Source organism: Mesorhizobium sp. CNPSo 4688, assembly GCF_057784295.1.
Genome location: NZ_JBWLUY010000010.1, coordinates 285,396 through 299,002, shown reverse-complemented (window position 1 = coordinate 299,002; position 13,607 = coordinate 285,396). Strand labels below are relative to the sequence as shown.

The 13,607-nt window shown below is 64.5% G+C and carries 16 protein-coding genes; 1 reads left to right on the top strand and 15 read right to left on the bottom strand.

The annotated features are described in order from the left end of the window. Positions 1-192: 192 nt before the first annotated feature. Together AC04SH_RS21275 and ykgO are read right to left on the bottom strand one after the other, a co-directional pair. A complete protein-coding gene (locus AC04SH_RS21275; RefSeq protein ID WP_488576509.1) occupies positions 193-780 on the bottom strand; it encodes a tetratricopeptide repeat protein in 588 nt (195 codons plus the stop codon). A 113-nt stretch (positions 781-893) separates the two neighbouring features. Further along, the gene (ykgO, locus tag AC04SH_RS21270) at positions 894-1,019 is read right to left on the bottom strand and encodes a type B 50S ribosomal protein L36 (protein ID WP_006203764.1); all 126 of its coding nucleotides are present in this window, start codon (positions 1,017-1,019) and stop codon (positions 894-896) included. Between the two features lie 240 nt (positions 1,020-1,259). Between ykgO and AC04SH_RS21265 the strand changes: the two genes are divergently transcribed. Next, positions 1,260-1,688, top strand: coding sequence for a lysozyme inhibitor LprI family protein (locus AC04SH_RS21265; protein WP_488576536.1), 429 nt, complete (start codon positions 1,260-1,262; stop codon positions 1,686-1,688). Positions 1,689-1,729: 41 nt separating this feature from the next. Here AC04SH_RS21265 and AC04SH_RS21260 read toward each other — a convergent pair whose 3' ends face one another. From AC04SH_RS21260 to AC04SH_RS21200, 13 genes are all read right to left on the bottom strand, one after another. Then, positions 1,730-2,806 carry a 5-(carboxyamino)imidazole ribonucleotide synthase gene (locus AC04SH_RS21260; RefSeq protein WP_488576508.1) on the bottom strand — a complete coding sequence of 359 codons (1,077 nt, stop codon included), beginning with the start codon at positions 2,804-2,806 and terminating at the stop codon, positions 1,730-1,732. Then, positions 2,803-3,300 carry a 5-(carboxyamino)imidazole ribonucleotide mutase gene (gene purE, locus AC04SH_RS21255; RefSeq protein ID WP_488576507.1) on the bottom strand — a complete coding sequence of 166 codons (498 nt, stop codon included), beginning with the start codon at positions 3,298-3,300 and terminating at the stop codon, positions 2,803-2,805. The genes AC04SH_RS21260 and purE overlap by 4 nt, the downstream gene beginning before the upstream one ends. 100 nt (positions 3,301-3,400) lie before the next feature. Next, positions 3,401-4,294 (bottom strand): ribokinase, encoded by an 894-nt coding sequence (locus tag AC04SH_RS21250; RefSeq protein WP_488576506.1) that lies wholly within the window; start codon positions 4,292-4,294, stop codon positions 3,401-3,403. After that, on the bottom strand, positions 4,291-5,166 hold the full coding sequence (locus AC04SH_RS21245) for a MurR/RpiR family transcriptional regulator (RefSeq protein WP_488576505.1): 876 nt from the start codon (positions 5,164-5,166) through the stop codon (positions 4,291-4,293). Before AC04SH_RS21245 ends, AC04SH_RS21250 begins: the two co-directional genes overlap by 4 nt. Continuing rightward, a complete protein-coding gene (locus tag AC04SH_RS21240) occupies positions 5,163-6,140 on the bottom strand; it encodes an ABC transporter permease (protein WP_488576504.1) in 978 nt (325 codons plus the stop codon). The genes AC04SH_RS21245 and AC04SH_RS21240 overlap by 4 nt, the downstream gene beginning before the upstream one ends. Continuing rightward, entirely contained in the window at positions 6,140-7,663 is a 1,524-nt protein-coding gene (locus AC04SH_RS21235) for a sugar ABC transporter ATP-binding protein (protein WP_488576503.1), read from the bottom strand. Before AC04SH_RS21235 ends, AC04SH_RS21240 begins: the two co-directional genes overlap by 1 nt. 69 nt (positions 7,664-7,732) lie before the next feature. After that, on the bottom strand, positions 7,733-8,791 hold the full coding sequence (locus AC04SH_RS21230) for a sugar ABC transporter substrate-binding protein (protein ID WP_488576502.1): 1,059 nt from the start codon (positions 8,789-8,791) through the stop codon (positions 7,733-7,735). A gap of 45 nt (positions 8,792-8,836) precedes the next feature. Further along, a complete protein-coding gene (locus AC04SH_RS21225) occupies positions 8,837-9,838 on the bottom strand; it encodes a sugar phosphate isomerase/epimerase family protein (RefSeq protein ID WP_488576501.1) in 1,002 nt (333 codons plus the stop codon). 206 nt (positions 9,839-10,044) lie between these two features. Continuing rightward, positions 10,045-10,944: an anti-sigma factor family protein gene (locus AC04SH_RS21220; protein ID WP_488576500.1), complete on the bottom strand. Its 900-nt coding sequence runs from the start codon at positions 10,942-10,944 to the stop codon at positions 10,045-10,047. Beyond that, a complete protein-coding gene (locus AC04SH_RS21215) occupies positions 10,941-11,480 on the bottom strand; it encodes a sigma-70 family RNA polymerase sigma factor (RefSeq protein WP_488576499.1) in 540 nt (179 codons plus the stop codon). Before AC04SH_RS21215 ends, AC04SH_RS21220 begins: the two co-directional genes overlap by 4 nt. A gap of 46 nt (positions 11,481-11,526) precedes the next feature. Next, positions 11,527-11,727, bottom strand: coding sequence for a hypothetical protein (locus AC04SH_RS21210; protein ID WP_477235701.1), 201 nt, complete (start codon positions 11,725-11,727; stop codon positions 11,527-11,529). A 140-nt stretch (positions 11,728-11,867) separates the two neighbouring features. Next, positions 11,868-13,073, bottom strand: coding sequence for an aminotransferase class V-fold PLP-dependent enzyme (locus AC04SH_RS21205; protein ID WP_488576498.1), 1,206 nt, complete (start codon positions 13,071-13,073; stop codon positions 11,868-11,870). 21 nt (positions 13,074-13,094) lie between these two features. Beyond that, positions 13,095-13,556, bottom strand: coding sequence for a RidA family protein (locus AC04SH_RS21200; RefSeq protein WP_284278181.1), 462 nt, complete (start codon positions 13,554-13,556; stop codon positions 13,095-13,097). Between the last annotated feature and the right edge of the window lie 51 nt (positions 13,557-13,607).

Here is a 13,607-nt window from a genome sequence, read left to right as displayed (position 1 = left end):
TACGGCAGTAAGGCAGTAAGGCAGTAAGGCAGTAAGGCAGTAAGGCAGTAAGGCAGTAAGGCAGTAAGGCAGTAAGGCAGTAAGGCAGTAAGGCAGTAAGGCAGTAAGGCAGTAAGGCAGTAAGGCAGTAAGGTGAGCCATTCCCGGCACTTCACATACTGCCTTACTGCCCTACTGCCTTATTCCCCTAACTTAAATGCCTTCGCCAGCAAGCTCTTCCGACAGCGTCGCGACCTGGTCCTGGGCGCTGCGCATCATCGGGTAGATGGCCAGCACCTTCTGCCAGGCTTCGAGCGCCGATTGCTTGTGGCCGGTGGCGGCCATGATCTGCGCCAAGCCGGAAAGCGCGCCGAAATGGCGTGGTTCCAGCTGCAGCGTCTGGTCGATGTCGGACATCGATTTCCCGAAATTTCTCATCATGTAGTGCACGGTGGCGCGCCGGTTCCAGCCCTCGGCATATTTGGGCTGCAGGGTGACGACCTGGTCGAGGAAGTCGAGGGCGACGTCGAACTTCTGGTCATCCATCGCCTTTTGCGACCATTGCATCATCAGATCGATCGAGGCGCTGCCGGACTGGAACCATTCGCCCCAGATGCGCCCGGCGATGCGCTCGGCAGCCTTTTCGTTGCGTTCGCGCTTCAGGTCGGCAAACAGCTGGTCGAGCCGGGCTTCCTTGGTCACGGCAACCGGCGGCGTCGTGGCGGCCGGTGGATCATCCGCTCGCACTGCTGTGGCGCTGAACAGGAAGAGGGCCGCGAAAAATGCAAAAAGAATCCGCATCGCCCGAATCTAACCCCGGACGGCGGATCGTCAAACTGAAATTAGCGTGAAAGTGCCGGATCTCCGGCAAATAACATCACAGGGACGGAGGCAACGAGCCTCCGGCCGAAAACTCAGCCCTGGCGCGCCTTGTAGCGCGGAGCGGTCTTGTTGATGATGTAGATGCGGCCCTTGCGGCGAACCAGCTGGTTGTCGCGGTGACGCGCCTTCAACGCCTTGAGCGAATTCTTGATCTTCATGGTCTTGCCCGTCGGTCTGGGCCCTGTCTGGGCCGAATTATTAAGGCGCGCCAGAAGACGCGCCTTTGAACTTGCGTGGCTCATAAACGAGGAGCCTTGCCCGTGTCAACCGCAAGCGTGCTGCATAGAGGCTGAGAACGGCTTTGGCCATCAAATATCCGCCATCTCGGCTCGACGCCATTGCGCCGCCGAAGGCGGGCTGGAATGGTGCGGCGCCCGCAAGCTGATTTGGAGAGGTCCATGCGCCTGTTGTTTGTGTCCGCCTGCCTTGCCGTTCTGGCAGCAGCCTCTAGTGCACAGGCGCAGGAATGCGACCGCAACGACGACAGCCAGCAGATGATGAATATCTGTGCCGGCGAGGACCATCAGGCAGCCGATGCTAAGCTCAACCAGGCCTACAAGGATCTCTTCGGCCGCAACGACGACAAGAGCAGGAAGCTGCTGCAGGTCGCGCAACGCGCCTGGATCGCCTTCCGCGACGCCGAATGCGCCTATACCACGACAGACAGCGAAGGCGGCTCCATCCATCCGATGGAGGTTTCGCAATGCCTGACCGAACTGACGGAGCAGCGCACCAAGCAGCTGACGTCCGGCGCCAATTGCCAGGAAGGCGACGCGAGTTGCGCCAGCCCCGACGAAGACGGGGATCTGAACAACGAGCTGCAATAGGGTGCACGCCCCTCAGGCAAAGCGCTGCGCGCTTTAATTGCTCAGCTACGCCGGCTGATGCGCGTGAAATGGCCCATCTTGCGGCCTGGGCGGGCTTCCGCCTTGCCGTAGAGATGCAGCATCAGATCGGGCTCTGTGAACAGAGCGGGTACGCGCAGGACGTCGTCGCCGATCAAATTCTCCATGACGCAGTTGGAATGCCGGCCGGGGTTGCCCAGCGGCAGGCCGGCAATGGCGCGGATATGCTGCTCGAACTGCGAGACGATGCAGGCGGCTTCCGTCCAGTGGCCGGAATTGTGCACCCGCGGCGCCATCTCGTTGGCCAGCAGGGAGCCATCAGCAAGAACGAAGAACTCGACGCCGATGACGCCGACATAGTCGAGGGCCGACAGGATTTTTGCGGCCGCCGCTTGTGCCGCCGCTGCCGTTTCCAACCTGATTTGGGCCGGCAGGGTCGAGGTATGTAAGATGCCGTCGCGGTGGACATTCTCGGCCGGATCGTAGGCGGCGACCGCGCCGTCCAACCCGCGCGCGGCGATCACCGAGATCTCACGCTCGAAAGCGACGAAGGATTCCAGGATCAGCGGCACATTGCTCATGGCCTCGCAGGTGCCGGCAAAGCCGCCCGTCTCCATGTTGCGGAAGACGCGCTGACCCTTGCCGTCATAGCCCATGCGGCGGGTCTTCAAGATGCCGCTGCCCGAGAACGCTCTCAGCGCCGCCGTCAGCTCGTCGTCATTGTCGACGGCGCGGAAATCGGCGGTCTTGATGCCAATGCCGTTGAGAAATTGCTTCTCCGCCACCCGGTCCTGCGCCACTTCCAGCGCACGGGGCGGCGGATAGACCGGCACCTTGGCGGCAAGCGCGCTGGCAGCCGCCACCGGTACGTTCTCGAATTCATATGTGACGACGGCGCTGGCTGCTGCAAGCTCGGCAAGAGCGTCCGCATCGTCATAGGCGGCGGTGATCTGGCGGTTAGCGACCTGAGCCGCCGGGCAATCGGCCTGCGGTTCGAGGATGATTGTGTGGTAGCCGAGGCGCGCTGCGGCAACAGCCAGCATACGGCCGAGCTGGCCGCCGCCGATGATCCCGATGGTCGATCCCGCGGGCAGGCTCACGGCGCGTCCGTCGGTTCGGCGGCGACCTTGGCGGTCTGGGCGGCGCGCCAGGCATCCAGCCGGGCGGCGAGCCGGTCGTCGTTGAGCGCCAGCACAGCGGCTGCCAGGAGGGCGGCGTTGACGGCACCGGCCTTGCCGATGGCCAGCGTGCCGACCGGAATGCCGGCCGGCATCTGGACGATGGAGAGCAGCGAATCCTGGCCGGACAGCGCCTTCGATTCGACCGGCACGCCGAACACCGGCAGCGGTGTCATCGCTGCCGTCATGCCGGGCAGGTGCGCGGCACCGCCGGCTCCGGCGATGATCACCTTGTAGCCGGCCGCCTTGGCGCCCTTGGCGAAATCATAGAGCCGGTCCGGGGTTCGGTGGGCGGAGACGATCAGCCGCTTGTGCGGGATGCCCAGCGCCTCCAGCGTTTCGGCGGCGTGGCGCATCGTCGCCCAGTCGGACTGGCTGCCCATGATGATGGCGACGTCGGCGCGGTGATCGGTCAAGCGCATGCTCCCGGCGGCAAAGGCGCGCCTTAGCGGAATTCGGCATCGACGGCAAGGATGCGCGGCGCTTGGTGTCTTTTGATGATATCAAAACCGGCTTCTAGATACCGGAACGTTCGGCCTCCGGTGTCGAGACCAGCATGGCCGAAGCGGCGTTGGCGACGGCGAGGGCCGGCCGCAGGGCCTGTCCCCTGGCAAGGGCTGCGGCCAGCGCGCCGACGAATTCGTCGCCCGCGCCATGCGTGCTGACAACCTTGACCGGAATGGCAGGGAGCGCGAAGGCTTCGCCGCTCCGGTCACAACAGGCGACACCTTCGCCGCCCGCCGTGACAATTGCCGTGGGGCAGAGATCGACAAGGCGTCGCGCGGCCTGCGCCGCACCGTCGAGCGTTTCGACCACCGCCATGCCGGCCAGGAACTCGGCCTCGATGGCGTTGACGATGAGGATGTCGACCAGCGCGATCAGATCATCGGAGAGTTTGCGGGCCGGAGCCGCGTTGAGCACGACCCGGCCGCCCCTCGTTTTCACCGCGCGCGCGGCGGCGATGTTGGCGGCCTCAGGCACTTCGTTCTGCAGCAGCAACACCGCCGTCTGGGCCACCACTTCGGAAGCAGAGGCAATGTCGGCCCCACCCAAAGTGAGGTTGCTGCCAGAGACGATCACTGCGCCGTAATCGCCTTCCGCGTCGAAGATCGCGACGCTTATGCCGGAGCCTGTGTTTCGCGCCACACGCACACAGCTGTGGTTGACGCCGGCGCGCGTGAGATTGGCCAGCAGAGCCGTGCCGAAATCATCGTCGCCGACGGCTCCGATCATCGCCGCACGCACGCCGGCGCGCGCCGCCGAGATCGCTTGATTGCCGCCCTTGCCGCCGCATTTCGGGTGCCAGGCGTGACCGGTTACCGTCTCGCCCTTGCGTGGCCGGTCAGGCGCATCGACCATGATGTCGTAGTGCAAGCTGCCAAACACGGTGACCAGTGGCGGATTGCTCATGAGCCGCGGTCTTTTCGTTTTGATTTCACCGCCGACATGGTGCGGCCAAGATTGCGCTCCGCCGCCTGGTAATCGCGCTGCGCCACCGCCACGAACAGCGCATCGAGAATATTGAGCTGTGCAATGCGTGCCGCCGCATTCTCGCCCATTAATGGCGAGCCCTGTGCGGTCGAACACAGCACGATGTCGGCTAGCCCAGCGAGTGGAGAACTGTCGTAGTTGGTGATGGCGAGCGTGCGCGCGCCATTCTTGCGGGCCAGCTGAATGGCATCGATGACGGCCGACGTGTTGCCGGAATGCGAGAAGCCGACGGCGATGTCGTCGGCGCCGAGCAGCGAGGCCGACATCAGCATCATGTGCGAATCGTCATAGACCGATGCGCGGATGCCGATCCGCAGGAATTTGTGCGAAACGTCGCGTGCGATCTGCGCCGAACCGCCGACGCCGTAGAAGTCGCGATTTGAAGCGCGGTAGAGCAGATCGGCGGCGCGGTCGAAATCCTCGATGTCGAGGATGGCGAGGGTTTCCTCCAGCGCCTGGATGGAGGTGCGAAACACCTTTTGCACGATCTCGGCCGAACTGTCGTCGACCGACAGTTCCTGGTGCATTTCGGCGGTCGGCAGGCGGCTGTACTCATAGACGGCGGTGCGAAAGTCGCGATAGCCGGAGAAGCCAAGCTTCTTGGCGATCTTGACCACCATCGCCTCCGACACGCCGGCTTCCTCGGCGATCTGCTTCAGCGGAATCGTCTCGTCGAAACCGCGCCGGCCAAAAACGGTTTCCACCACCTTGGCCTCGAGCGGGGTGAGATGCGGCATCATCATGCGGATGCGCGGCCCCACGGCTTTCATATCGAGATTGCTCAAGGTCATCCACGTCCCCTCGTCACGCGATCGATAAGCATCGCGGCGAGGATTATAAGACCAGTTGCCAAGAGCTGATAGAAGGACTGGACATTCATCAGCGTCAGGCCGTTGCGCATAGTGCCGAGGATGACGGCGCCCAGAATGGTGCCGACTACGCTGCCCTTGCCACCCATCAGCGAAGCGCCGCCGATGGCCGCGGCAGCGATGGCGTCGAGCTCCCACAGATTGCCGAGAATGGGTTCGGCCGCCCCCAGCCGGCCCATCAGGATCTGCGCGGCAAGCGCGGCCAGCAGGCCTGAGATCATGTAGGCGGCGATCTTGGTGCGGGCGATCGGCACGCCGGCGATATAGGCCGCCTCCTCATTGCCGCCGACGGCAAGCAGATATTCGCCGAACGGCGTCTTCTTGAGGATGATCCATGCGATCAGCGCGACGAAGGCGACGATGACGACCGACAATGGCAGCCCGAACAGCGAGCCGTTGAAGATGGCGCGAAAGCTTGCCGGCAGTCCCAGCACCGGATTGCCACCGGTGTAGACCAGCGCCAGCGCGCGGTAGGTGCTGAGCGTTCCCAGCGTGACGATGAAGGGCTGCAGCCCGACATAGGCGACCAGCACGCCATTGAGCAGCCCGCACAAAAGGCCGATGGCGAAGCCGGCGGCGATGGCTAGCAAAAACGGCACGCCGGCGACCAGCATCGAGGCCGAGATGACGGCCGAAAGGGCTGCCGTCGGTCCGACGGAAAGATCGATGCCGCCGGAGATGATGACCAGCGTCATGCCCAGCGCCAGGCAGGCATTGATGCTCGACTGCTGCAGGATGTTGATCAGATTGCGTTCGGCAAAGAAGCCCGGCACGAGCGCGCCGAAGACGGCCAGGATGACGACAAGGCCAATCAGCGTGCCGGCGTCGCGCATGGAAAAGCGGTGCAGGAAATTTGCCCCTGAGCTCACTGTCGCATTTTCAGAAACGTCCGTCATCATTGCCTTGCCTGCGATCCGGTTTTGCCGGCCTGCATTGTCGTTTGCGGGATGGCGTGCGCCGCGATCGCCTGTTCACTGAGGTTTTCCCGGCCGAGTTCGGCGGCGATCGTGCCGTCACGCATGACCAGCACGCTGTCGGCCAGCCGGATCACTTCGGGCAGCTCCGACGAGACGACGATGACGCAATGGCCCTCGGCGGCGAGCTCCTCGATCAGGTGGTAGATCTCCGCCTTGGCGCCCACATCGATGCCGCGTGTCGGCTCGTCGAACAAAAGGATGCGCGTGCCCGCCGCCAGCCAGCGGCCGATGATCGCCTTCTGCTGGTTGCCGCCGCTGAACAGGCGGATCGGCCGGTCGAGCAGGAACGGGCGCAGATTGACGCGGCTCATCTTCTCGGCTGCGACCTTCTTCAGCCGTCGATGGTCTATCACGCCACGCGGCGCGAACACGCCCATCGACGCCAGCGCCATGTTGCTGGAGATCGAGCGCAGCGGCACGATGCCTTCGCGCTTGCGCTCTTCCGGCACAAGGCCGATGCCGGCGGCGATGGCATCGCGCGGACTGGACAATTTTATCGCCTTGCCGTCGATCTCGACCGTGCCTGCCGAGGTGCGGTCGGCGCCGGCCAGCAGCCTCAACAGCTCGGTGCGGCCGGACCCGACCAGGCCGGCAATGCCCAGCACCTCGCCGCGATGCAGGTCGAACGAGACGTCGCGAACCTTGGTCGCCGAGGCGAGACCGCGCACGCGCATCCGGACATCGCCGGTCGCGTGCGAACGGTGTTGTTCCTGCGCCAGTTCGCGGCCGACCATCATGGCGACGACAGCTTTTTCCGATATGTTTGCCAGATCGACTGAATCGACGACGACGCCGTCGCGCATGATGGTGGCGCGCTGGCAGATGCCGAACACCTCGTCCAGCTTGTGCGAGACATAGACGACGGCGACCCCGTCGCGGGCGAGCCCGGCAATGACTTCAGCCAGCCGCTCGAACTCGCTCGGCGTCAGGCTGGACGTCGGCTCGTCCATGGCGACGATTTTCGCACGGTCGAGCAGCGCCCGGGCGATCTCGACGATCTGCCGCTGCGCCACCTTCAGGCTGCCGAGCGGGGCCGCCGGATCGACGGACGGATCTATTGCCGCAAGGGCTTCAGCGGCGCGGCGCTCCTGCTCGCGCCGGGCGACGAAGACACCGCCACGCGTCAGCGGATGGCCGAGAAACATGTTCTGGGCGACGCTGAGCCGCGGCACCTGCTGCAATTCCTGATGGATCATGGCGACACCGGCGGCGCGTGCCGCGACCGGATTGTTCAGCGTCACCGGCCAGCCGTCGATCAGCACGCTTCCCGCGGTCGGCCGGTAAACCCCCGACAGGATGCGCAGCAGCGTCGACTTGCCGGCGCCGTTCTCGCCGAGCAGGCCGTGGATTTCACCGGCGCCGACCGAGAAGGACACGTCGTCGAGCGCCCGCACGGCCGGAAACAGCTTGGAAATGCCAGCGAATTGAAGCCGGGGTGACATTGTCTTTCTCCGGGCGAAGGTGCCGGCCGACCGAGCTGAATGCTCAGGCCGGCACCCGCCTTTTCGGCCTTACTGGCCCGCCGCAGCGTCTTCGAGCAGCGCCTTGCGCACGGCATCGCCCGCGCCGGAATAGCGGTCGGCATTGTCCTTGGTGATCAGCGCCTGCGGCGTGGCGACGACACGCGGCAGCTTCTGCCCGGCGACGAGCCGCAGCGCCGATTCCAGCGCCACCTCGCCGGTCAGCACCGGAAAACTATCGACGGTGCCGGTCAGCTCGCCGGCGCGGATCGAGGCATAGGCGTCGGAGATGCCGTCGGTGCCGAAGACGGCGACCTTGTCCTGCACGCCGGCGGCCTTGACCGCTTCGACGATGCCCAGCGCCATGCCGTCATTGTTGGCATAGAAACCGATCAGGTCGGGGTGCTGCTGCAGGATGTTGGTGGCCGCGTCGTAGGAGGTCTGGCGGTCCCAGTTGCCGGGAACGCTGGCGACGACCTCGAACTTGCCGGCCTCGGTAATCGTGGTCTTGAAACCGTCGGTGCGCTGCACGGCGGCATAGACGCCGGCCTGGCCTTCGACGATGGCGACCTTGCCGCCATCCGGCCGGTTCTTGATGAACCATTTGGCGACGCGCACGCCATTGTCGCGCTGGACGTTGCCGACATAGTGCTCGGCCTGCGGGATGACGGCGTCATTGACGTTGACGACCGGCACGTTGGCGGCCTTGGCCTGTTCGATGATCGGCTGCAGATTGGAGTCGGTCTGCGGCGAGACGAGCAGCACGTTGTAGCCTTGCGTGACCAGGCCTTCAGCGATGGTCAGTTGTCCCAACTGGTCGCCCTCGCTCTGCGCCGCCTGATAGACGACGGGCACGCCGACGCGATCGCCGAAGGACTTGTAGCCCTCACCCAGCGAGCGCCAGTATTCGTTGGTCAGCGTCTTGGAGACGGCACCCGCCTTGGTGCCGTCGGGCAATTTGGGGAACGCCCCGAACTTGGCTTCCAGTTGCGACCAGTCGATGCGGTCCTTCTCGGTGTCGGAATTCAGCGGCGCGAGGTCGGCCGAGAATGCCGAACCGATGGACAGGGCCATCAGGGCAGCGGCAGCAGTGGCAAGCAGAAGTTTCATGGTCATTCCTCCCTAGTGAAACGGCGTGTGGCGACGCCGGGCGCTTCAGGTATCTCGTGGCGTGTCCGGTCCGAGCATGGCTTCCTGGACGATGGCCTGCGATGTCACGGCGTCCTGGCTGCCCATCGCGGCGGACAGCCGGTTGTCCTTTTCCAGCCGGTCGACGACGCGGAGCATGCGCTTGACGGTGGCGATGTTGACTTCGCATTCGTGCACCGGATCGAGACCGGTCATGTCGGGGAAGGTGTCGAAGTAGATGGCGCCGGCGTAGCCGTCGCGGCGGATCTGGCGCAGCAGTTCGATGGTCTGCAGCGTGTGCACCGCGCCGACCATCAGGCCGTCGTCGCGCTTGGCGTAACCATCGTTGAGATGCACGCCGAGCAGCTTGCTGTGGCGGGCGATCAGCGCCGCGGCGAAGGCCGGCTGTTCGTCGGCGTAAAGCACATGGGCGAAATCCAGGGTGACGCCAAGATTGGGGAGATCGACATCGCGGATCGCCAGCAAGGTGGTCGCCGCATCGGGCATCAGGCTGTAGGAGCGCGGCTCGTTGGGCTTGTATTCCAGGCTGATCTGACAGCCGGGATCATGCGTGGCAACTTCACGAATCCCATCGATTTCGTGTTGCCAGAGCGTCGCATAGTCGGCCTGGAAGGCATAGTCGAAGCCATCCTGACCAAGCCACAGCGTCATCAGGCTGGCGCCGGCCTCGCGCACGGCGTCGATACCAGCCTTGGTTAGGTCGATGGCTTCGCGGCGTACCACCGGGTCCGGATTGGTGAAGGCGCCGAGCTTGAAGGCCGGATTGGAGTAGTAGCGCATGGCGAAGCCATTGATGGAAAGCCCGAGATCACCAAGCTTGCGGGCAATTTCAGTTGGCCTTTCGCCGACATGGTCGGGGAAATTGAGATCAAGATCAGTCAGCCCTGCAACCTTGGCGGCGCGCGCCGCCATCTGCATTAGCGACGGCTTGCCCGAAAGATCGGGCCATTCGGCCTGCGGCCGTGAGGCAAAGGAGTTCAGGCGCGTAGCAAAACGATTGGCTGTCATGATTGACCCTTCAAGACTCATAACTTCACATAAACATAAATATTTGTAAAGTTATCGTTTTAAAGAGCTGCGAGCAGCGGCCAGGCCGTATCCCGGCCAGGTTGAGCCGCGCAAATGCGCGCCGGGAACCGGCTATTTCTTGATTGCCGCTGCAGGCTGGAGAACCTGTCAGGGTGGCGGCGGGATCAGTGACGAGACTGGACTCCTTACACCGCAGCCTTGCGGAAGCGGGCGACGAAATCGTCGAGTTCGGGGCGCTCCATGTCGGAGATCGCCCAGTAGGAGAAGGCGCCGTCGCTCCAGTGCACCATAGAGAAGCCGCCCGAGGAAACGTCCTTCGGTTCGGTAACGCGGCCGCCTTGCTGTGGCTCCGCGACCAGCGTAATCAGATGCTCGCGGTGGCGGTAGACCAGCGCCGGCACGGGACGGCCCGAGACCACCTCGACCCGACCGCCGATCAGCGCGAAGCCATCCGTGGCAAGATCGGGCGCCGGCGGCGACACGCCGATGCGGGCGTCGAGCCACGGCTTTACCGTGTGGCGGTCGGACGAGACGATGTCGATCGGGCTGGCGGCGAGCAGGCTGCGGCGATGGTCGCCGGCGATCTCTGCTGCGACGCTGTCCGATGCGGCATTGAACATCACCCATTGCGTGGCGCCACTGGCCAGCACTGCGGTCATGACGATCGACGCCGCCATGGCGCGCCAGTCGAATGAGCCGAAGCGGCGCGCCCTGGGCCGCGCCTGGGCAGGCCGCGTATCGGTCGCTCGCCGCTGCCCTGCGCCGGCACCAGCGATCAATCCTGGCAGCGCCGACGGTGCGCCCCGCTGCGGCTCCTCGTCTTGCGCCTTCTGTTCTGACGATGCCGTACCAATCGCTGCGATGCGGGCCCGAAATGGATCGCTGACATCGGGACGCGGCAAGCGGCCGACCGCGCCTTGCAAGGCAAGGATGCGGGCGTGTTCGGCGGCAAGCGCCGGATCAGCGGCGATGCGGCGTTCCACCGCGAGTGCGGCCGCTGCATCGAGTTCGCCATCAACCAGAGCGTGGATCATCAGTCTGATGCCTTCGGGATCGTTGGGCAGTCCGTCATCATGGGCGGTCATGGCGCTCTCCCCAGTTCGGACGCAAGCAGGCCGCGAGCCCGCGCCAGCCGTGACATCACCGTGCCGATGGGCGCGCTGAGCATGACCGATATGTCGCGGTAGCTGAGACCATTGACGTCGCGCAGCACCAGCGTCTCGCGGAACGGCTGCGGCAGCGCGGCGATCGCGGCTTCCAGCGCCGCCGTATCGGCCTTGGCGATCAGGCTCGCCTCCGGGCCGTCCTCGTCCGGCACACTCGTGCCGTGTGCAGCGGCCATTTCGTCGAGATCGCCGAGGTCGCCGACGGCCATCATGGCGCGCGGCCGGTTGCGTGATATCCAGGTGTAGGCGGTGTTGCGCACGATGGTCAGCAGCCACGCGCGTGGGTTACCACCAGCATAGCCCGCCATCCCGGCATGCGCCTTGATGCAGGCATCCTGCACGACATCCTCGGCGTCGGCGGCATTGCCGGTCAGCCAACGGGCAAGCGCAAGCGCGTCGCCGAGATGCGGCAGCACCACTTCGTTGAAGCGTTCGGCCAGAGCCTTCTCGCTCAAAGCAGCACCATGATCGGACACTCCAGGACGAACAGGCCTTGCGCTCTCAGCCAGTGCCGGTCTCGCCCTGCGTGTGCGGGCGAACCCCGCAGAAACAGGCAAAGCCGCCTGCAGTAGCGAAAGTGAATTCATCTGCGTCACCAGTGTCAAGCGCCATGGAAAGGGGACTGGTGACGCTCATGCGGTCCAGTGCATGACGACGGCTGATGCCGTGGCCATGGTGGCTGTCCTCGTGTCGATGCGGCATATCCGTCTCCTCAACGCCAGCGATGGCGTATGCCGAGAAGACCTGTCGCGGCCGGGATTTATTCCCGCAGCGTGCAAATCCGGCTGTTCACAGTCGCGTGATCAGCCGGTTGCATCAGCTTTGTCTGACCTGGTTGGTGCTCAATCCGGCCAGCGCAAGGCGCCGGACGAATCCTTTCGCGGCTGTTTCATCGCATCCGCCGGCCGCTCGGCCGCCGTCAGCACGACGCGCAGGCGCTCGGCGACGATCTCGGCCTCGCCGGGGTGCAGATTGCACGGGTCGAGGAAGAAATGGCCGCGTTCGACCTCATGGTTGCGCACGATGATCGGCGGCGAGCCTGCGGCAAGTGCCGAGGCAAGGCCGGCGGCGGTGAAGCGGCTTTCGGGCGAGACGAATATCTGCAGCCGGTCGAGCGGATTGGCGGTCGGGTCGGGAATGATGTGGGCGGCGATACCGGGAATGCCTTGCAGCGAATCTCTCCACAGATTGAGCGCCGCTTCCTCGCGCCGGCGGATGCCGGCATGGTCGCGCTTTTCCCAAGCTTCCAGTGCCGCCATGGTTCCGGCGATGCTTTCCTTGCCGACCTTCATGGCGCGGGCGACGCCGCGGTTTTGCAGATAGGCGGCGCGGACAAGATCCTTGCGGCCGGTGACGATGCCGCTGGTCGGCCCCGAGAGGAATTTATGGCCGCTGTAGACGACGATGTCGGCGCCGCGCGTCAGGAAACTGCGCAGATCATATTCGGAAGCCGCGTCGACGATCACCGGCACGCCCCTGGCGTGGCAGATCTCGCTGAATTCCTCGAGGGACAGCATGCCGTATTGCACGGTGTGGTGCGCCACGACGTAGAGTGCCGCCGCGGTGCGCTCGTTGATCGCTTCGCGCACGTGATAATCCTGGGTGACGCTGACAGTGCCCGCCGGTATGACCTTGGCGCCGGCGACGCGGATCGACTGGTCGATCGGTGCGCCGTAATTGACGATATGGCCAAGCTGAATGACGACTTCGGACTTCAGGCCTTCGGTGTCATCGGGCAGCCGTTCGATCGCCAGCAAATTGGTGCCGGTCATCGCCCCGGCGATCGCCATGGTGATGCCCGAGGCGCAGCAAGCGGTGATGAAGCCGGCCTCGCCGCCGGTAAGGCGGGCGGTGATCACGCTTGCGGCGCGCTGCAGATCGTCCATCTCAACCCATTGGGAGGCGATCTCGGCCATGGCGCTGATCGCCTCGGGAACGATGATCGAGGCGCCGAGTGTCGTCATCGTGCCGGAGACGTTGATAATCGGCCTCAGTCCGAGCCGTTCCCGGATCGTGGTGTTGGAGCCGGTGTCGGAATAGGTTTTCATGTTCAGCAAATCCCTTGGCTGTCAGGCGGCGATCTCGACGACCGCTTCGATTTCGACGGTGATGTTTCCAGGCAGCGAGCCGACGCCGATCGCCGAGCGGGCATGGCCGCCGATCTTGTCGAAGACGTTGGCGAACAGGTCCGAGCAGCCGTTGACCACTTTCGGGTGGTCGCTGAAAGTCGGCGTCGCGTTGACGAAGCCGAGCAATTTGACGACGCGCACGATGCGGCCGAGATCGCCGGCGGCGGCATGCATGACGGCCAGCAGATTTAGGCCGGTGAGGCGCGCATGCTCATAGGCCTGCTCGACGGTGACGTCCTCACCGACCTTACCGGTGCACAGCGTGCCGTCGGCGCGCAACGGCCCCTGGCCCGAGAGAAAGATCAACCGGCCGCTTTCGGCATGGGTGACGAAATTGGCGATCGGCGTCGGCGGCTCGGGCAGCGTCAGGCCGAGTTCGGCGAGCCGGATGTAAGGCGTCATAAAAGAATTCTCCTTGGGGCGGCCTGTTGTTTTACGCAATTCCCAAGGGAA